This is a genomic window from Actinomadura livida (assembly GCF_014648675.1).
Lineage (GTDB): Bacteria > Actinomycetota > Actinomycetes > Streptosporangiales > Streptosporangiaceae > Spirillospora > Spirillospora livida.
The window spans coordinates 207945-226631 of the sequence record NZ_BMRO01000009.1 but is presented as its reverse complement, the minus strand read 5'-3'; the positions used below and the strand labels follow the sequence as shown (position 1 = coordinate 226631).

The 18687-nt window shown below is 72.9% G+C and carries 18 protein-coding genes and 1 pseudogene; 5 read left to right on the top strand and 14 right to left on the bottom strand.

The features are described from left to right. Positions 1-51 precede the first annotated feature (51 nt). The 5 genes and pseudogenes from IEZ03_RS38095 to accD all read right to left on the bottom strand — a co-directional run bounded on the left by IEZ03_RS38095 (position 52) and on the right by accD (position 4887). Positions 52-285, bottom strand: coding sequence for an acyl carrier protein (locus IEZ03_RS38095; protein WP_268248554.1), 234 nt, complete (start codon positions 283-285; stop codon positions 52-54). A gap of 69 nt (positions 286-354) precedes the next feature. Continuing rightward, positions 355-1212 (bottom strand): annotated as a pseudogene (gene rfbA, locus IEZ03_RS22685) (glucose-1-phosphate thymidylyltransferase RfbA); the annotation flags it as partial. 101 nt (positions 1213-1313) lie between these two features. Continuing rightward, positions 1314-2669, bottom strand: a complete 1356-nt coding sequence (locus tag IEZ03_RS22680; RefSeq protein ID WP_184885745.1) for an acetyl-CoA carboxylase biotin carboxylase subunit — start codon at positions 2667-2669, stop codon at positions 1314-1316. Positions 2670-2673: 4 nt separating this feature from the next. Beyond that, positions 2674-3189 carry an acetyl-CoA carboxylase biotin carboxyl carrier protein gene (locus IEZ03_RS22675; protein ID WP_184885747.1) on the bottom strand — a complete coding sequence of 172 codons (516 nt, stop codon included), beginning with the start codon at positions 3187-3189 and terminating at the stop codon, positions 2674-2676. A 9-nt stretch (positions 3190-3198) separates the two neighbouring features. Beyond that, positions 3199-4887 (bottom strand): acetyl-CoA carboxylase, carboxyltransferase subunit beta, encoded by a 1689-nt coding sequence (accD, locus tag IEZ03_RS22670; RefSeq protein ID WP_184885749.1) that lies wholly within the window; start codon positions 4885-4887, stop codon positions 3199-3201. Positions 4888-5072: 185 nt separating this feature from the next. Here accD and IEZ03_RS22665 point away from each other — a divergent pair, with 185 nt between their 5' ends. Continuing rightward, entirely contained in the window at positions 5073-5732 is a 660-nt protein-coding gene (locus IEZ03_RS22665) for a hemerythrin domain-containing protein (RefSeq protein ID WP_184885751.1), read from the top strand. A gap of 80 nt (positions 5733-5812) precedes the next feature. Here the strand turns inward: IEZ03_RS22665 and IEZ03_RS22660 are convergent, their stop codons facing one another. Beyond that, positions 5813-6256, bottom strand: a complete 444-nt coding sequence (locus IEZ03_RS22660) for a DUF1801 domain-containing protein (protein WP_184885753.1) — start codon at positions 6254-6256, stop codon at positions 5813-5815. Positions 6257-6420: 164 nt separating this feature from the next. Next, the gene (locus IEZ03_RS22655; RefSeq protein ID WP_184885755.1) at positions 6421-6711 is read right to left on the bottom strand and encodes an iron-sulfur cluster assembly accessory protein; all 291 of its coding nucleotides are present in this window, start codon (positions 6709-6711) and stop codon (positions 6421-6423) included. A gap of 420 nt (positions 6712-7131) precedes the next feature. Between IEZ03_RS22655 and IEZ03_RS22650 the strand changes: the two genes are divergently transcribed. The 4 genes from IEZ03_RS22650 to IEZ03_RS22635 all read left to right on the top strand — a co-directional run bounded on the left by IEZ03_RS22650 (position 7132) and on the right by IEZ03_RS22635 (position 11536). Further along, positions 7132-8499 (top strand): NAD(P)/FAD-dependent oxidoreductase, encoded by a 1368-nt coding sequence (locus IEZ03_RS22650; RefSeq protein WP_184885757.1) that lies wholly within the window; start codon positions 7132-7134, stop codon positions 8497-8499. 40 nt (positions 8500-8539) lie between these two features. Continuing rightward, entirely contained in the window at positions 8540-9850 is a 1311-nt protein-coding gene (locus tag IEZ03_RS22645) for a cation:proton antiporter (RefSeq protein ID WP_184885759.1), read from the top strand. 70 nt (positions 9851-9920) lie between these two features. Then, positions 9921-10694, top strand: coding sequence for an enoyl-CoA hydratase/isomerase family protein (locus tag IEZ03_RS22640; protein WP_184885761.1), 774 nt, complete (start codon positions 9921-9923; stop codon positions 10692-10694). 83 nt (positions 10695-10777) lie between these two features. Further along, positions 10778-11536, top strand: a complete 759-nt coding sequence (locus IEZ03_RS22635; RefSeq protein WP_184885763.1) for an SDR family NAD(P)-dependent oxidoreductase — start codon at positions 10778-10780, stop codon at positions 11534-11536. A 52-nt stretch (positions 11537-11588) separates the two neighbouring features. Here IEZ03_RS22635 and IEZ03_RS22630 read toward each other — a convergent pair whose 3' ends face one another. From IEZ03_RS22630 to IEZ03_RS38090, 7 genes are all read right to left on the bottom strand, one after another. After that, complete coding sequence (locus IEZ03_RS22630) at positions 11589-13136, bottom strand: AMP-binding protein (protein ID WP_184885765.1); 1548 nt, start codon at positions 13134-13136, stop codon at positions 11589-11591. Next, positions 13133-14149, bottom strand: a complete 1017-nt coding sequence (locus IEZ03_RS22625) for a TIGR03617 family F420-dependent LLM class oxidoreductase (RefSeq protein WP_184885767.1) — start codon at positions 14147-14149, stop codon at positions 13133-13135. Before IEZ03_RS22625 ends, IEZ03_RS22630 begins: the two co-directional genes overlap by 4 nt. A gap of 37 nt (positions 14150-14186) precedes the next feature. Beyond that, positions 14187-14987: an enoyl-CoA hydratase/isomerase family protein gene (locus tag IEZ03_RS22620; RefSeq protein WP_184885769.1), complete on the bottom strand. Its 801-nt coding sequence runs from the start codon at positions 14985-14987 to the stop codon at positions 14187-14189. Between the two features lie 43 nt (positions 14988-15030). Next, a complete protein-coding gene (locus IEZ03_RS22615) occupies positions 15031-16203 on the bottom strand; it encodes an acyl-CoA dehydrogenase family protein (protein ID WP_184885771.1) in 1173 nt (390 codons plus the stop codon). Continuing rightward, a complete protein-coding gene (locus tag IEZ03_RS22610; RefSeq protein ID WP_184885773.1) occupies positions 16193-17314 on the bottom strand; it encodes an acyl-CoA dehydrogenase family protein in 1122 nt (373 codons plus the stop codon). The genes IEZ03_RS22615 and IEZ03_RS22610 overlap by 11 nt, the downstream gene beginning before the upstream one ends. 60 nt (positions 17315-17374) lie before the next feature. Beyond that, on the bottom strand, positions 17375-18220 hold the full coding sequence (locus tag IEZ03_RS22605) for an enoyl-CoA hydratase-related protein (protein WP_221480782.1): 846 nt from the start codon (positions 18218-18220) through the stop codon (positions 17375-17377). After that, positions 18217-18687 (bottom strand): hotdog family protein (locus IEZ03_RS38090; RefSeq protein ID WP_229808495.1); only part of this gene is annotated, 471 nt, incomplete at its 5' end. The genes IEZ03_RS38090 and IEZ03_RS22605, both read right to left, overlap by 4 nt.

Sequence of the window (18687 nt, the reverse complement as noted above, 5' to 3'; positions counted from 1 at the left end):
GCCCTCCCGGCCGCCCCCCCCCTGCCGCGGAGAAGGGCGCGGGTGCCTACGTCATGTGCCGAGGGCCTGCCGGCCGACGAGCATGCCGTTCACCTTGTCGAGGAATGTTCGCGGTGTCTCCACCACATCGGCGTCCTCGTCGTTCAGTTCGACCTCGTATTCGCGCTTGATGACGGCCGTCGCCTCCAGCAGCGCGAGCGAGTCGTACCCGAGGTCCATGAACGACGTGTCGAGGATGTCGCCGCCGTGGTCCACGGACTCGTCCTCACCCGCGCACGCGCGCATGATCTGCTTCAGGTCCTCGATCGTCAGCTCTTTCAATGCCGTCTCCTTTCGGTCGGCTTTCTCAGCGCACGCCACGGTCATGACGTACTGGCCGTATCGCGACGAGGCCAGCCCGGCCCCGAGCCGGTGGCAGGTCTCGGCGTCGATGAACCCCATCCGGAGGGCGATCTCCTCGACACAGGCGACGTGCAGCCCCTGCCGCTCCTCCAGGGTCAGCACGTACTGGCTGGCGGCCAGCAGCGCTTCGGGCGTCCCGGTGTCCAGCCAGGCGAAGCCGCGGGTGAGCTCCACGAGCCTCGCCCTGCCCTGCTCCAGGTAGGCGCGGTTCACGTCGGTTATCTCGAGCTCGCCGCGCGGCGACGGGCGCAGGTTCCGCGCGATCTCCACGGCGTCGTTGTCGTAGAGGTAGAGCCCGGTGACCGCCCGGTTCGAGCGCGGCCGGGCGGGCTTCTCCTCGATGGAGAGCAGCCGGCCGCCGGCGTCGGTCTCCGCGATCCCGAAACGCTCCGGGTCCTCGACCGGATAGCCGAAGAGCACGCAGCCGTCGACGTTCCGCGCCTGCTCGCGCAGGAGCTCGGCGAGCAGGTGCCCGTGGAAGATGTTGTCGCCGAGGACGAGCGCGACCGGCTCGTTCCCGATGTGGCCGGCCGCGATGATGAGCGCCTCCGCGATGCCTTTGGGCTCGTCCTGCACCGCGTAGGAGAAATTCATTCCGAGATCCGTCCCGTCGCCGAGCAGCCGCCGGTACCGCGGGACGTCTTCCGCGGTCGAAATGATCAGCACGTCCCTGATCCCGGTGAGCATCAGCACCGAGAGGGGGTAGTAGATCATCGGCTTGTCACCGACCGGCAGCAGCTGCTTGGAAATGACCCGGGTTATCGGGTACAGCCTGGTGCCGGAGCCGCCCGCGAGGATGATCCCCTTCATCACGCCCGTCCCCCTCCGCCTTTTCCCGATGGGCCGTTTTCCCGCCGTTCGATGTCCCGTTCAGCATCCGGGCCCGCGCTCAACCGCGGTTGGAGCGGCGCTCAACGATCCGCGTCGAGCAGGCCGGCGGCGAAATCCGTGGTGTGCGCGGCGTCCCGGAACCGGGGGTGGTCCAGCGCCCGGAGCAGGAACGGCACCGTCGTGCGGACGCCGGCGCCGTCGATCCGGAACTCGGCGAGCGCCCGGCGCATCCGGGCGATGGCCTCCGGCCTGGTGGGCGCCCACACGATCACCTTGGCGAGCAGCGAGTCGTACGCCCCCGAGATGCGCATGCCGGGGAAGCAGTGGGTGTCCACCCGGACGAAGGGGCCGCCCGGAGGCAGGAACTCCGTCAGGCGGCCCGGCGCGGGGACGAAGCCCCGGTCCGGGTCCTCCGCGTTGACCCGGCACTCGATCACGGCGCCGTGCGGCGCGACGTCGGCCGGGCCGAGGCCGAGCCGCTCCCCCGCCGCGACGCGGATCTGCTCGTGCACCATGTCGATCCGCGTGGCCACCTCGGTGACCGGGTGCTCCACCTGGATCCGGTTGTTGACCTCCATGAAGTAGAACCGCCGGTCGCGGTCCACGAGGAACTCGAAGGTGCCCGCGCCCACGTACCGCGCGGCGCGCGCGCCGGTCACCGCCGCGCGGCGTATCTCCTCGACCAGCTCGTGCGGCAGTCCGGGGGCCGGCGTCTCCTCGATGAGCTTCTGGTTCCTCCGCTGGACGGTGCAGTCCCGCTCGCCCAGGCACACGACCTCGCCGTACGCGTCGCAGAGCACCTGCACCTCGACGTGCCGCGCGTCCTGGACGAGGCGCTCGGCGTAGACGCGCCCGTCGCCGAAGAAGGAATGGGCGTCCGCGCACGCCTGCCGGAACGCGCCGGGCAGGTCCGCGGGGCAGCGGGCGATCCGCATCCCCCGGCCCCCGCCGCCCATCGCCGCCTTGATGATCAGCGGGTAGCCGATCCGGTCCGCCGTCCGCTGGGCCTCGCCCAGGTCCCGCAGCGGGTGCAGGGTGCCCGGCAGCAGGGGCAGCCCGCAGTCCGCCATGAGCTCCCGCGCCCTCGACTTGTCGCCGAGCCGGGCGAGCACGTCGTGGGGCGGCCCGATGAACGTGATGCCGGCCTTCTCGCAGACCTCGGGGAAGTCGGGTTCCTCGGAGAGGAAGCCGTATCCCGGGTGCACCGCGTCGGCACCGGACAGCGCGGCCGCCTCCATGATCGCGGGGATGCTCAGGTAGCTGCGCCGGGGATGCTCGGGTCCGATCCGGACGGCCTCGTCGGCGCCGGCGACCGCGAGCGAGTCCTCGTCGGCCGAGGAGTAGACGGCGACGCTCCTGATCCCCAGCTCCCGGCAGGCGCGGACCACCCGGAGCGCGATCTCGCCCCTGTTCGCGACCAGAACCTTGTGGAACATGGCGTCAACCGGGAGTGCCGACGGCCTGCACGGACGTGTCGAGCGCGATCAGGCCCGTCCCGAACTCCACGGACGTGCCGTCCGGGACCAGCACCTCGACCACCCGGCCCGCGCGGTCGGCTCCGACGGGGGTCATCAGCTTCATGACCTCCAGGATGGCGATCTGCTGCCCCGCCCGGACCTCGTCGCCCACGGCGACGAACGGCTCGGCGCCCGGCTCCGGGGCGGTGTAGAACGTCCCGACCATCTCGGCGCAGACGTGGTGCAGGGCGTCCCGGCCCGCCGCCTCGCAGGGCTCGGGTCCGGCGAGCCCGTGCTCGGCGGGTGCCGCGAGGGCGCCCGGCGGTTCGGCCGCGGGCGCCGCCGGGGCCGCGGCCGGCGACCATTCCAGCTCGACCGCGACGTCCCCCGTCCGTATCGCGAGCCTGTGCAGCCGCGGGTCGGCCGCCGAGATGAGCCGTGCCGCGTGGTCGCAGACGTCGTCGAGGACGCCGTTCCGCTCGGCCTGTTCACTGGTCACCGATGTCTCCTAACCGAGGGCCTGGAAGCGGCGGAACCGCACCCGGCGGGTCTCCACGAGGCAGGCCGGGCCGAGCGCCGACAGCTCGTCCAGGCCCGCGGTGATCGCCGCCTTGAGGCGCGCGGCCGCCGCGCCGGGGTCGCCTTGGGCACCGCCGCCGGGCTCCGGGACGACCGCGTCGACGATGCCGAGCCGCAGCAGCGACCGGGCGTCGACGCGGAGCTCCCGCGCCGCCTGCGGAGCGGCGCCCGAGTCGCGCCACAGGATGGCCGCGCACCCTTCCGGGCTGATCACCGAGTAGATCGCGTTCGAGAAGGCGAGGACCTTGTTGGCCACCGCGAGCGCCAGGGCGCCGCCGCTGCCGCCCTCCCCGGTGACCACCGAGACGACCGGGACCGGCAGGCCGGTCATGAGCCGCAGGCTGTCGGCGATCGCCGCGGCCTGGCCCTCGGCCTCCGCCTCGATCCCGGGATGGGCGCCCGGCGTGTCCACGAGGGTGACCACCGGGACGCCGAGCTTCGCGGCCAGCCGCATGAGCCGGGCCGCCTTCCGGTACCCCGCGGGTGTCGGCATGCCGAAGCCGGCGCGCGCCAGCTCCTTCGCGGTGTGGCCCTTCTGATGGCCGATGATCATGATGGGGGCGCCGTCCAGCCGGGCCAGTCCCCCGGTGATCGCCCGGCAGTCGCCGCCGAGGCGGTCGCCGTGCAGTTCCACGAAGTCGTCGGCGATCCACTGGATGTAGTCGCGGGCCGTGGGCCGGTCCAGCGCCCTCGCCAGGCGCACCGCCTCCCAGGTCTCCCCGGCGGGCAGGTCGCGCGGATCGGTGACCAGCGGCGCGCCCGGCCCCTCGCGCCCGCCGGCCGCGTGCGGGGCGGCCGGACGCCGGGCACCGGCGGACAGCAGCCGCGCCAGCGCGGACCGGAGCCCGTGCCGCGGCACGACGGTGTCCACCAGTCCCCGCTCCGCCAGGAACTCCGCCGTCTGGAAGCCCTCCGGCAGGGACTGCCGTATCGTCTGCTCGATCACGCGCGGCCCGGCGAACCCCATGCGCGCCCCCGGCTCGGCGACGATGACGTCGGCCAGGGTGGCGAACGAGGCCGCGACCCCGCCGTAGGTCGGGTCGGTGATCAGCGAGACGGTGAGGATGCCCGCCTCGTCCAGTTCGCGGAACGCCTGGCTCGTCTTCGCCATCTGCATCAGCGCCAGCGCGCCCTCCTGCATGCGCGCCCCGCCCGACGCCGTCACGACGAGGAGCGGCGTCCGCTCCGCGAGGGCGAGTTCGGCCGTCCGGGTGATCAGCTCCCCGACCGCCGTGCCCAGGCTTCCGCCGAGGAAGCGGAAGTCCATCACGGCGGCGACGACCGGATTCCCGCCGATCGCGCCGCGGACGCAGGCCACCGCCTCCTTCATTCCGGTGGCGGCCTGCGCCTCGCTCAGCCGGGCCGCGTAGGGCTTCGAGTCGACGAACCCCAGCGGATCACCGGTGGCGACGGGGAAGTCGAGCCGCTCGGCGGACCCCTCGTCCAGCAGGGCGGCGATCCGCTCGTCCGAGGTCATCCGCTCGTGGCGGCCGCACTCGGGGCAGACGAGAAGATCGCGCCTGAACCGCTTGCCGTAGGCCAGCGCGCGGCATCCCGAGCAGATCACCCACTCGGGCAGATCCACCGATCGAGCCGTCAGCACGTCAGTCAAGCGCACCTCCCCAGTCGTCGTTACGCGGACGACTCTGGGCGCACGCTTTCAAGGGCCGATGGAAAGTCGCTAGAGAGCACCGGACGCGTGGCCCGCGCTCTCCCCGCTCTCCAAGCGGCTTACAAGCCGGTTCCGAGGACGGTCGCCGACGATCGGCGCGTAGGAGCATTACCAGCCACGAGGAGCCGTCGATGGCCACTGCGTCCCGCCAGCGTCCCAACACCCACGAGATGGTCGTCACCCACCGCGTCTCCCGGCGCGAGTCACGGGTGCTGGCCGCCCAGGTGCCGGGCGTGCGGCCCGGGGACACCGGCCGGGCCCGGGTGCTCGCCGCCCACCTGAGCGACTACCTGCTCGCCCTGCACCTGCACCATTCGGCCGAGGACGAGCTGCTGTGGCCGCTGCTGCTGGCCCGCGTCGAGCTCGAGGCGGACGTCGTCCGGCGCATGGAGCAGCAGCACGAGCGGCTCGCCGCGGGCATGGAGCGCATGACGAGGCTGGCGCCGGCCTGGGCCGAGCACGCGGACGAGGAGTCACGCGACGCGCTGAGCGAGCTGCTGATGGAGCACGTGGGACTCCTCACCGAGCACCTGGACGACGAGGAGCAGAACATCCTGCCCTTGGTGGAGCGGCATGTGAGCGTCAGCGAGTGGGCCAAGCTGTCCGAGCACTTCACCACCCACACGCCCAGGGACAAGCAGCTGTTCTTCCTCGGTGCGGTCCTGGAGGACGCGGACCCGCGGGAGCGGGCGCACGTGCTCGGAGGGCTCCCCCTCCCGGCGCGCCTGGTCTGGCACACGGTCGGGCGCGTCCGGTACGCGCGCCGGATCCGCAGTGTGCGTGGGGCCTGACACGCTCCAGGGCCGCGACCGGCGCTTCGAGAGCGTCGCCCGGCGCGGCCCTGGCTCGCGGTGCCGGCTAGAGCCCGTCGCTAGAGCGTCGCACCGGGATGCTTGCTCGCCTGCTCGAACCAGGAGACGAGTTGGCCCTCGTCCAGGTCGTCGCCTTCGTGGACGTCCAGGTAGCGCATGCCGGGGTGCTTGGACTCCTTGGGCGGCATGGGATCGAGCGAGGTGCCGTTGAGGAACTGGACCTGCACGTACTTCGTGTAGCACCGGAACGAGAGGAACCAGCCGTCGCCTTCGTTGCCGTAGAACGGCTGGTTCCACTTCACGGCCTTGTGCACGTCGGGGACGGTCTTCGAGACCAGGCGATCGATCCGCTTCCCCACCTTGCCCTTCCAGCCGGGCATTGCCTTGACGTACTCCTGTACCGGCTTGTCGCCCTCGCCTTTGGGGATCTGCGGATTCCCACCGGAGAGCAGCTTCGGTCCGGAGCCGGAGTTCTTGTCGGTCTTCTTCTTGCTCGTCGGCATCGGTACTCCACCGTTCGTGCTCGTCGACGGCCGAGGCGTCGCGCGAAGGCGTGCAGCCTTGGCTCGCGGCCCTGCCCCAGCCCGAACGCGGCCATCCTGTTCAGTTGACCGATCTCAGCGATCGAAACATGGACGCCCGTCCCCGGCGCGCCGGAATCCGCGCGCTACCGCCCGTTCTCCGGCGCGCTCGCGATACGGAAGATCACGTCGTCCTCGGCGATCTCCGCGTTCAGGGCGCGGCCGCCGAGCATCTCGGCGGCGGTGGTCTGCAGGAACACCCGCACCCCGCCGGTCTCGATGACCTCGTCCCCCGCGTCCGGACCGGGCGCGATGGACAGTTCGAGCCCGCCGGCCGAGTCGTGGTGCACGATGCGCAGCCCGGAATCCGGCGGGACATCCGGCTTGTCCGTCAGGATGCGGATGGCTTCGACGGCGGTATCGGTCAACGTGAGCACGATTGAACTCCTTGGGCATGGTGACCAGTCGGCCCGTTCAGGCAGACACCCGTGCAGGCAGAAAGGCCACAGTAGAACACGCCGAGTGCGTTCAACTGAAGATTTGCCGCTGCCGGGCAGCAGCACTCCGCATACGTGGCCCCGCCAGTCGATTCACCTGCTCCGGCATGGCCCGATGCTCTCATGGCGTTCAACCGGGAAAGCACCGCAGTCGAACGCCGTCGCCGCCCGCGTTGACTTCCCATAAGCGGATCCGGATCCTGGTTTCCGGTACGCCCACGCCTATCAGAAATGGCTCCGCGTGCCGTGGCCATTCACGACGAGCCCTGAAATGAATGGCCGGGTCACCGTGCCCCGCGCCGGATGTCTCCGGGACGAAGATTCCGCGTGGGGATCCGTTCGAGCATGAAGGAGAAATCCGTGTCCGAGGCTCGCAGTAGCGATTACGACGCGATTGTGATCGGCGGGGGGCCCAGCGGGTCCTCGTACGCGATGACGCTCGCCCGCAAAGGCCACTCGGTGCTCCTGCTGGAGCGGGAGGAGATGCCGCGCTTCCACATCGGTGAGTCGTTGCTGACCTACACCACGGACGTGCTGGAGCAGATGGGGCTGCTGGACCGGGTCGCCGAAGGCGGCTTCGTCGTCAAGCGGGGCATCGAGCTGACCGGGACCGAAGGCACGTTCCGGCGCCTCGACCTGGGCAAGGTCGGGGAGGGCAGGCGCGGCTGGACCTTCCACGTGGAGCGCGCCCACTTCGACAAGATCCTCCTCGACGCCGCGGCGGAGACGCCGGGCGTGACCGTGCTCCAGAAGGCCCGCGTCCGGAAGCTGCTCTTCGCCGGCGAGCGGATCTCCGGCGTCCGGTACACCCGCGACGGCGAGGAGCACGACGCCACCGCGAGCTTCGTCATCGACGCGAGCGGCCGGACGGGCGTGATCGCCAGGGGGATGGGCCTGCGCAAGACCGACGACGACCTGAAGATGGCGGCGATCTTCCGGCACTACGAGGGCCTGGACGAGCGCAACAACCCGGCCACCGAGGGCGACATCCAGCTCGGGCTGTACGAGGACGGCTGGTTCTGGGCCATCCCGATCCGGCCCGGCGTCATCAGCGTCGGCTGCCTGGTCCCGGCGGAGATCCTGCGCAAGTCGGTGCCCGAGGAGGTGTTCAGCCGGAACCTCAAGCGGATCCCGCGGATCTCCCAGCGCATCGAGGGCACGACGGTCGCCCGCGACCTCACCGGCGAGAACAACTTCGAGTACCACTGCGACACCCTCGCCGGTCCCGGCTACTTCATCGTCGGCGACGCCGGCTGCTTCACCGACCCGGTCTTCTCCGGCGGCGTGCTGCTCGCCCTCACGACGGGCCGCCGGGCGGCCGAGGAGAGCGCCCGGGTGCTGGCCGGGGAGGCCGACGAGAAGGAGGTGGCGCTGCGCTACCAGAACTTCTTCAAGACCGGCTACGAGACGTACTACCGGCTCATCCGCGCCGTGTACGACAACAGGTACGTATCGGAGGGCCGGGAACTGCGGGTGACGCCGCGCCACGGCGGCCAGCGCCTCGCCGGAGCGGGGTGGTGGGGCATCCAGGAGAGGCTCCAGGCCACGTCCGGCGGGCCGTTCGACACCAGCGAGTCCATCGAGCACTTCTGGCTCGTGCGCGCGCTCAACGGCGACTTCTGGTCGGGCGACAACCGGTTCTTCCAGCGGCTGCGCGAGGAGAAGGCGTGGCGGCTGTTCGACGACTTCGAGCCGAGCTACGAGTGCCCGGTCCACCCCGGAAGCTGAGCGCCCCGGTGCGGCGGGCGGCGGGCGCGCGGAGGACCGGATGCTCGTAGCGGCACCTCCGACCGCCCCGGTCAGCGCCCACCAGACCCTGCTCCTGCTGCTGCAGATCGGCCTGCTGCTGGGTCTCGCGGTGGTGCTGGGACGGCTGGCGCGGCGGCTGGGGATGCCGGCGATCGCCGGGGAGCTGTCGGCCGGGGTGCTGCTGGGGCCGTCGCTGCTCGCCCAGGTGGCGCCCGGCGTGTCCGGCTGGCTGCTGCCGGACGCGCCCGGCCAGATGCACCTCCTCGACTCGGTGGGGCAGTTCGGCGTACTGCTGCTGGTGGGCGTCACCGGGATGAACGTCGACATGGGCCTGGTACGGCGCAAGGGAGCCGCGGCGGCCCGGGTGAGCGTCGGCGGCGCGCTCGTCCCGCTGGCGCTCGGCGTGGCCGTCGGGTTCCTGCTGCCCGCCTCGCTGCTCGCCGAGGGCGCCGACCGGGCCGTCTTCGCCTGGTTCATCGGCGTGGCGATGTGCGTCAGTGCGGTCCCGGTCATCGCCAAGACGCTGCTCGACATGCGGCTGCTGCACCGGGACATCGGCCAGATGATCATCGCGGCGGCGGCGGTCGACGACGTCATCGGCTGGCTGCTGCTGTCGGTGGTGTCGGCGATGGCCACCACCGGGATCAGGGCCGGCGAGGTGACGCTGGCGGTCGGCTGCCTGGCCGGCGTCCTGCTGTTCGCCTGGCTCGTCGGCCGGCCCGCCGTGGGCGTGCTGCTGCGGCTGTCCGCCCGGTCGGCGGACCCGGGCGTCGGCGTCGCGGTGGCGGTCCTGATCGTGATGCTGGCAGCGGCGGGGACCCAGGCGGCGGGCATGGAGGGGGTGCTCGGCGCGTTCTACGCCGGCATCCTCATCGGCTCGTCGCGGTGGGTCGACCGCGAGCGGCTCGCCCCGCTGCGGACGTTCGTCCTGTCGGTGCTCGCCCCGCTCTTCTTCGCCACGGCCGGGCTGCGGATGGACCTCACCGCGCTGGGCGACCCCGTGGTGCTGGGCGCGGCGGGCCTCATGCTGCTGGTCGCCGTCACCGGCAAGCTGGCCGGCGGATACCTCGGGGCGCGCGCCTCCAAGTGCGACCACTGGGACGCGCTTGCCCTCGGCGCCGGGCTGAACGCCCGCGGCGTCATCCAGATGATCATCGCGATGGTCGGGCTGCGGCTCGGCGTGCTGACCATGGAGATGTACACGGTCATCGTCCTGGTCGCGGTCGGGACGTCGCTGATGGCGCCGCCGATGCTGCGGTACGCGGTGCGCCGCGGGACGGCGGTGAGCGAGGAGGAGGCGCGGCGCGAGAAGGCGCTGGCCGTCGACTAGCCCCCGCCCTTCCCCCGGCGGCCCCGGCGCGCTTGAATCTACTGACTGCGGATCTTCGCCGGGAGGACCGATGGCCTTCACCACGGTGACCTACGAGGTCGCCGACCATGTCGCCACGATCACGCTGAACCGGCCCGAGGCCATGAACAGCTTCAACGAGGCGATGCTCGACGAGTTCTCCGAGATCTGGGCGCGGGTGCGGGAGGACGACGACGTGCACGTCGTCCTGCTGCGCGCGGCGGGCGACCGGGCCTTCAGCTCCGGGGCGGACGTCAAGCAGGGGTTCGAGCGGCCGGACAACGTCTGGTCGGAGGAGGACCCGGGCGACCGGCTGTCCCCCAAGCTCAACCGGGTCTGGAAGCCCGTCGTGTGCTGCGTGCACGGGATCGCGGCGGGCGGGGCGTTCTACTGGATCAACGAGTCCGACATCGTCATCGCCTCGGACGACGCGACGTTCTTCGACCCGCACGTCAGCTACGGGCTGACCGCCGCGCTGGAGCCGATCGGGCTGGCCCGCAGGATCCCGGTCGGCGAGGTGATGCGGATCGCGCTGCTCGGCCTGGACGAGCGCATGTCCGCGCGGCGGGCGCACGAGATCGGGCTGGTCAGCGAGGTGCTGCCGCGCGAGGAGCTGTGGGCGCGGGGCGAGGAGCTGGCGCGGATCATCGCCGCCAAGCCGCCCGCGGCCGTGCAGGGCACAGTCCGGGCGGTGTGGGAGTCGCTGGACTCCACCAGGACGGAGGCGCTGCGGTCCGGAATGCTGTACACGCACATCGGCAACCCGATCGGGACCGCGCAGGTCGACCGGTCCGCCGTCCCCACCAGGAAGTGGACGCTCCGGTGAACCCGCCCGGCCCGGGATGACCACCGGCCGATCTACTAGATTGACCTAGTTAACTCGGTCGGGGGCCGGTGGAGGGAGAGAGCGTGGAGATCAGCGGCAAGAAGGCGATCGTGGTGGGCGGCGCGTCCGGCATGGGCCGGGCCACCGCGGAGCTGATGGCGGCGCGCGGCGCGGCCGTCGCGATCCTGGACCGGCCCGGTTCGGACGGCGAGGAGGTCGCGAAGGCGCTGGGCGGGACGTTCCACGCGGTGGACGTCACCGACTTCGGCGGCACCGGGCAGGCCGTCGACGCGGCCGTCGCCGGCCTCGGCGCGCTGCACGTCGTCGTCACCACGGCGGGCGGCGGCATCGCGCAGCGCACGCTGAGCAAGCAGGGGCCGCACGACCTGGACGAGTTCCGCCGCGTCCTCGACCTGAACGTCGTCGCCTCGTTCAACATCTCCCGGCTGGCCGCCCAGCACATGAGCCGCAACGAGCCCGAGGACGAGGAGCGCGGGGTGATCATCAACACCTCGTCGATCGCCGCGTTCGAGGGGCAGATCGGCCAGGTCGCCTACACCGCGGCCAAGGCCGGGATCGCCGGGATGTGCCTGACCATGGCCCGCGACCTGGGTTCGCTGGGCATCCGCGTCCTGGCGATCGCGCCGAGCCTCTTCGCGACCGGCATCACCCAGGGCATCCCCGACGAGTTCGCGCAGGCGCTCACGAAGGACGCCGCGTTCCCCAAGCGGATGGGCCGTCCCGAGGAGTACGCCAAGTTCGCCCTCGCCATCGTGGACAACCCCATGCTCAACGGCCAGTGCCTGCGTCTCGACGCGGGCCAGCGGTTCGCCCCGCGCTGACGCGCCGCGCCCGGCGCCCGCCGCCTCCCGGGGGCGGCGGGCGCCGGGACGGTCAGCCCGCGTCTCTGCCGCTGAGCTCGTCGCGGAGCAGGCGCTTGAGCAGCTTGCCGGTCTCGGTGCGCGGCAACTCCTCCCGGAACTCGACCGCGCGGGGGCATTTCTGGCCCGCCAGCCGCTCCCGGCAGTACGCGATCAGCTCCGCGGCGAGCTCGGCGGAGGGGGCGCGGCCGGGTGAGAGCTGCACGAGCGCCCGCACCTGCTCCCCCCATTCGGGGTCGGGCACGCCGACCACCGCGCTGTCGAGCACGGCCGGATGCGCGGCGAGCACGGCCTCGACCTCGGCCGGGTAGACGTTGACCCCGCCCGTGATGATCATGTCCTTGATGCGGTCGACGATGAACAGGAAGCCGTCCTCGTCGAGGTGGCCCGCGTCGCCGAGGGTGAACGCCGTCCCGCGGAAGACCTCGGCGGTCTGGCCGGGGTCGCGGTGGTAGCGGAACCCGCGCCCGCCGCCGTCCAGGTAGACCGCGCCCACCCGGCCGGGCGGCAGCTCGTTGCCGTCGTCGTCCAGGATCTTGACCGTCATGCCCCGGATCGGGCGGCCCACCGTGCCGGGCTTGGCGAGCCAGTGGTGCGGCTTGGCGATGGTCGCGGCGCCCTCGGTGCCGCCGTAGGTCTCCCAGATCACCGGGCCCCACCAGTCCAGCATCCGCTTCTTCAGCTCCGCCGGGCAGGGCGCCGCCGAGTGGACGATCGACTCCAGGCTGGAGACGTCGAAGCCGCCCTTCACGTCCTCCGGCAGCCGCAGCAGCCGCGCGAACTGCGTCGGCACCATGTAGCCGGTGGTGATCCGGTGCTCCTGGATCAGCCGCAGCGTCTCCGCGGCGTCGAACGCCCCCATGATGACCAGCGGCTGGCCGACGTGCAGCGCCGAGAGGTAGAAGACCTGGCAGCCGCCGTGGAACATGCCGGCCGACACCAGGTGCGCGCCCTCCAGCGGCCGGAACCGGAAGGCGTGCGCGAACGACTTCATCGCGTCCGCCATCACGTCGGGGGCGACGTCCGGCATGTCCCGCCAGATCCCCTTGGGGCGGCCGGTCGTGCCGGAGGTGTACACGAGCGGCGCCCCGGCGGCGCGGTCCGGCGGCGCGGTGACCGGGTGCCCGTGCAGCGCGTCCTCCTGCGGGACGAAGCCGTCGATGCGGCCGCCCACGGAGACGCGGACCGGCACGCCGGTGACCGCGCCCGCGCGCTCCGCGTAGTCCGCGTGGACGACCAGCGCCTTCATGCCGGCGTGCTCGGCGATCGACGCGACCTCCGCGGCGGGGGAACCGGGGTTCAGGGTGACGTACCGCCAGCCCGCCTCCGCGGCCGCCAGCTGCCAGACGAGGATGTCCACGTCGTTGGGCAGTGCCATGCCGACCACGTCGCCGCGGCCGACACCGCGTGCGCGCAGCGCGTGGACGCGGCGGTGCGCCCGCGCCGCCAGCTCCGCGAACGTGAGCGACTCACCGGCCGGGCACCGGGCGACCGCCGGCAGGTCGGGGTGGTGCTCGGCGAGGTACCAGACGCCCAGCGGGCGGTCCCACGGGTGGTTCATCGGGCCTCGTCCCGGCCGCGGAGGTGCGGGGCGAACGACGCGGGGTCGACGCGGTACGGGGTGTAGAGGGTGACGCGGTCGTAGACGTCGCCCACCTCGGCCTGGATCGCCGGGGCGATCTCGTCCGGCGCGCCGGTCACCGCGAACTCGCGCACGACGTCGTCGGTGATCATGTCGGTCATCTCCCGCCACCGGCCCTGCTTGGACAGGGCGGTCAGCTCCGGCTGCAGGTCGCCGAGCCCGTGCAGGTCGAGCACCGGCCGGTAGGCCGGGGTGGACGCGTAGAAGGCGATCTGCCGCTTGGTGCCCCGCGCCGCCTTGGCCGTCTCCTCCTCGGTGTCCCCGGTGATCACCATCTGCGATCCGCACACGGCGAACCCGTCCAGCCCCTCCCGGCCGGCCTTCTCCCGCCCGCGCCGCAGGGCGGGCAGCGTGACCTCGCGGAGGTAGCGCCCGGTGGTGAACGGGTGCACGAAGAACCCGTCGGCGACCTCGCCGGCGACCTCGGTCATCAGCCGCCCCACCCCGGCGAGGTGGACCGGCGGCGGCCCGTGCGGGTGCGGCTGCTGGGCGAAGAACGGCGTCATCAGCGTGTGGGTGTAGAAGTCGCCCTGGAAGTCGAGCTTCGCACCGTCCTCCCAGGAGGCCCAGATCGCGCGCATCGCCAGCACCAGCTCGCGCATCCGCGCCGCCGGGCGCGACCACGGCATCGAGTACCGCCGCTCGATGTGCGCCCTGACCTGCGACCCGAGGCCGAGCACGAACCGCCCGCCCGAGGCCCGCGCGAGGTCGTACCCCACCGTCGCCAGCGTCATCGGATTGCGGGCGAACGCGATCGCCACCGAGGTCCCGACGGTCACCGAGCCGGTGGCCGTGATCGCCTGCAGGCTCGGCAGGAAGGGGTCGCTCCCCGCCTCGGCGACCCAGACGCCCGCGTAGCCGTCCTGCTCCAGCTTCGCGGCCGCGGCCGGTGCCCCGGCCAGGTCGGCGCCCAGGTTGGCATCGATCTTCATCCGCTTCCCTTCCCTTCGATGGCGGCGGTCCGCCGGGTCAGCGCCCGCGCTCGGCGAGCCAGCGCCGGACGGCCGCACGGTGCTCCTCCGAACGGCCCGAGCGGACCATCCGCTCGCTCTCGCGCGGCAGCGCTTCGCGCAGGTCCAGTGCCTGCGCGTCCCGCACGTTCTCCTTGACCAGCGCGTGCGCGGTACGGGGGCCGGCGGCGATCCCGCGGGCCCAGGCGAGGGCGGCGCCGGGCAGTTCCGCGTCCGGCACCACCCGGTTGACCAGGCCCAGCCGCTCCGCCGCAGCGGCGTCGACGGGGCCGCCGCCGATCAGGAACTCCAGCGCACGGGCGGGCCCGAGGATCCGGGTCAGCGCCCACGGGCCGCCGAAGTCGCCGCTGAACGCCAGCCGGGACCAGCCGTTCACGAACGTGGCGGAGGACGCGGCGATGCGCAGGTCCGCGGCCAGCGCCAGCCCGATCCCGGCGCCGACGGCGGGGCCGGGCAGCGCGGCGACGGAGATCTTCGGGCTCTCCCTGAGCATGACCACCATGCGGGCCAGGTGGGTGAGCGTCTCCGCCTCGCCGGCGCCCTCCGGGCGCCGTCCCGTCCCCGCGCGGACGTCCCCGCCCGCGCAGAACGCGGTGCCGGCCGCGGTGACCAGCACGCAGCCGACCTCGTCGTCGGCGTCGTAGAGCTCGATCAGCCGGGGGATCGCGTCGTACATCTCGGGGTGCAGGGCGTTGCGGCGCTCGGGCCGGTTCAGCTCGATCACCCCGACCCCGCCGGCGACCCGGCCGAGGACGGTCGGCGTCCCCGAGTCGACCTGCCGGGCGGCGTCCTCGCTCATCGTCCGGTTCCGTTCATGGGTGGTTCCTCCGGCATGGGGCTCCCTACCTCGGTGGCATGGCGGGGTCGCGCGGCAGGCCCAGCACCTGCTCGGCGATGGTGTTGCGGTGGATCTCGGCCGTGCCGGCGCCGATGGTGGACGCGCGGGTGGCCAGCCAGCCCGTCGTCCACCGGCCGCGCTGCACCGTGTCCGGGTCGCCGCGCCCGAGCAGCCCGAACGGGCCGAGCAGGTCGACGGCGAACTCGTGCAGCTCCTGCTCGAAGACGCTGTTGTAGAGGCGCGACACCGAGGACGTCGGGCCGGGCTCGCCGGTGGCGATGATGGACGCGATCGTGCGGGCGGCGTGCACGTTCATCACCCGGACCCGCACGTCGAAGTCCGCCAGCCGGCGGCGGACGCCGGGGTCGGCGACGGCGCCGCGCTCGCGGGCCAGGGCGATCAGCTCGTCCACGATCCGCCGGTAGAACGCGGCCTGGGTGAGGGCGCCCGCCGAGCGCTCGTGGCCGAGCGTGGTGCGCGCGATGCGCCACCCCTCGTTCTCCTCCCCCACCCGGTCGGCCACCGGGACCCGCACCTCGTCGAAGAAGATCTCGCAGAAGTGCTCGCGGCCGGTCATGTCGCGGATGGGCCGGACGGTGACGCCGGGGGCGCGTGCGTCGACCAGCAGGTAGCTGATGCCCTTCTGCCGCGACTCCCGCGTCCCGGTGCGGACGAGGACGAAGAGCATGTCGGCCTTGTCGGCGTTGGTGTTCCACACCTTCTGGCCGGTCACCACGTAGTGGTCGCCGTCGCGGCGCGCCGTGGTGCGCAGGCCGGGCAGGTCCGACCCGGCGTCCGGTTCGGAGAACCCCTGCGCCCAGACGATGTCGGCGCGCAGCGTCGGCCGCAGGTACGCGGCCTGCTGCTCGGGAGTGCCGTACTTGATGACCGTGGGCCCGACCATGTCCCACCCGGTCCCGGGGTGCGCGGGAACCCGCACCCTGGCCATCTCCTCGTTGTAGATGACCTGCCGCGGGAACGGCAGGTCCATGCCGCCGTGCTCCCGGGGCCACGACGGTCCCGCGAAGCCGTGGTCGAACTTGGTGGCGGCCCACGCCTTGGCGAAGGCCAGCCGCTCCGCCGCCCCCCTTGGCGGCCTGCCCGGGGCGTGCTCCTTCAGGAACGCGCGCACGGACGCGCGGAACGCTTCGTCGCCGGTCGCGTCGTCAGTGGCCATCGGTGCCCTCCTCCGTGATCCCGCTGAGCCGGGCGAGGCGGTCGCGGTGCCAGTCCGGCGTGCCGAACAGCACCTCGTCGGTCTTGGCGCGCTTGTAGTACAGGTGTACGTCGTGCTCCCAGGTGAACCCGATGCCGCCGTGGATCTGGACGGCGCCGGCGGCGACCTCGGTGTAGGCGCGCGAGCAGCAGATCTGCGCGCTCGCCGCGGCCACCGCGAGCCCGGCCGGGTCCGGGTGCGGGGTCAGGGCGGCCGCGTACGCCGCCGATCGCGCCGCCTCCACGGCGACCATCATGTCGGCGCAGCGGTGCTTGATCGCCTGGAACTCGCCGATCGGCCGGTCGAACTGGTGCCGCGTCTTCGCGTACCCGACGGCGGCGTCCAGGCACCACCGCGCTCCCCCTGCCTGCTCCGCGGCGAGGGCGATCCGCGCGTGGTCGAGGGCCGTCCCGGTGACGGCCGGGTCACGCGACACCAGCCGGGCGGGGACGGACGCGAAGTCGAGCCGGGCCATCTCCCGGGTCGGGTCGACCGCCTCGTGGGCGCGGCGGGTCAGGCCCGGCGCGGTGCCGGAGACCGCGAACAGGGCCGTCCCGGCGCCGGTGTCGGCGGTGACGAGAATCAGATCGGCTGCGGCCCCGTCCAGGACGAAGTACTTGGTGCCGTCGATGGCGAACCCGTCGGCGCCCTCCTTCGCGGTGGTCCGCGCCGCCTCCGCGTCCCAGGAGCCGTCGGCCTCCACCAGGGCCAGGGTCGCGATGGTGGAGCCGTCCGCGATCCCCGGCAGGTGCTCAGCCTTGATCTCCTCGTCGCCGCAGGCGAGCAGCGCCGGGACGGCGAGGCCGGCGGTGGCCAGCAGCGCCCCCGCCGCGAGCGCCCCGCCCAGTTCCTCGAACACCACGCACATCTCGGCCGCGCCGAACCCCGACCCGCCGTACTCCTCGGGGACGGCGAGGCCCTGGACTGCGATCCCGGTGGCCATCCTCCGCCACAGCTCCGCGTCGTGCGGGCTCCCGGAGTCGAGCAGCCGCCGCCGGTCGGCGTGCTCGGCCAGGAAGCCGCGCAGCACCGCGCGCAGCTCCTCCTGCTCGGGGGTGAATGCGATCTCCACGGCGTCCTTCCTTGTCAGCGTCCGGTGAAGTCGGCGTCGGTGAAGTCGGCGTCGGTGCAGTCAGCGTCCGGTGAAGACCGGGGCGCGGCGCCCGAGGAACGCCCGGACGCCCTCCTTGAAGTCCTCGCCGCGCAGGCTGAGCTCGACCGTGCGCGCCTCGGCGTCCAGCGCCCGCGGCAGGTCGGCGGTGAGGTGCTCGGAGACCAGCGCCTTGGTGAGGCCGTGCACGAGGGTCGGCCCGGCGGCCAGCTCCGCGGCGAGCTCCCCGGCGGCGGTCGCCAGCTCGTCCACCGGCACCACCTCGCCGATGAGGCCCCACTCCAGGGCCCGCGGAGCCGGCACGACCGCGCCCCGGATGAGCATCTGCTTGGCCCGCGCGACCCCGATCAGCCGCGGCAGCAGGAACGTCCCGCCGCTGTCGGCGGTGAAACCGCGCTGCGCGAACGGCTCGCTGAACGCGGCCGTGTCGGCGGCCACCACGAAGTCGCAGGCGAGCGCCACATGCAGGCCGAGCCCGGCCGCGCGCCCCTGGACGGCGGCGACCGACGGCACCGGCAGGTCCCACAGGGTCCGGACGAGCCGGTGCGCCGTCGCGGACAGGTTCCGGATCATCGCGCCCAGCGGCGGGCGTTCCCCGCCCTGCGCGTTGGCGGCGACCAGGTCGGCGCCGCCGCAGAAGTTCCGGCCCTCGCCGCGCAGGAGCACGGCCCGGACGGCGCCGCCCGCGGCGGCGTCCTCCAGCGCGCGCAGCAGGACGCCCATGTCCTGGCCGCGCAGCGCGTTGGCCCTGTCCGGACGGGCGAGGGTCACGCGCAGCACGCCGCCCGTGACCTCGCACCGCACCCCGTCCGCGGTGACACCGTCCGCGGCCGCACCGTCCGCCGCCGCACCGTCCGGAGTGGTCACCGCCGCCCCTCGCGGAGCAGCTCCCCGTGCCGGGACATCATCTCGACCGCCTTGCGCTGCAGCTCGGCCGGGACCTCGGGGAGCAGCGCGGGCCCGTGCTCGCGGCTCGGCAGCACCACGACCGCGGTGCCCTTGACCGTGTCCTCGCCGCGCTGGTTGGTGCCCTTGAACGCGATGTCGACCAGGCACCGGCCGTCCTCGGCGACCGTCTTGCCGGTGACCTCGCCGGACAGGAAGTGCGTGTCGCCCTGGTAGTTGAACTTGCGGATCTCGTCGTGCTGGGAGACGACCCACGCGTCGTCGCCCGCCCAGTCGGTCAGGTAGTGGTGCGCCCAGCACTCGCGCAGCACGCCGTAGTCGTAGGCGCGGGGCGTGCCGATGGCCTGCGCCCAGGCGGAGTCCCAGTGGACGCGCTGCGCCACGTCGGGGACCCCGTACTCGTTCTTGATGTAGAACGGGGCGATGCG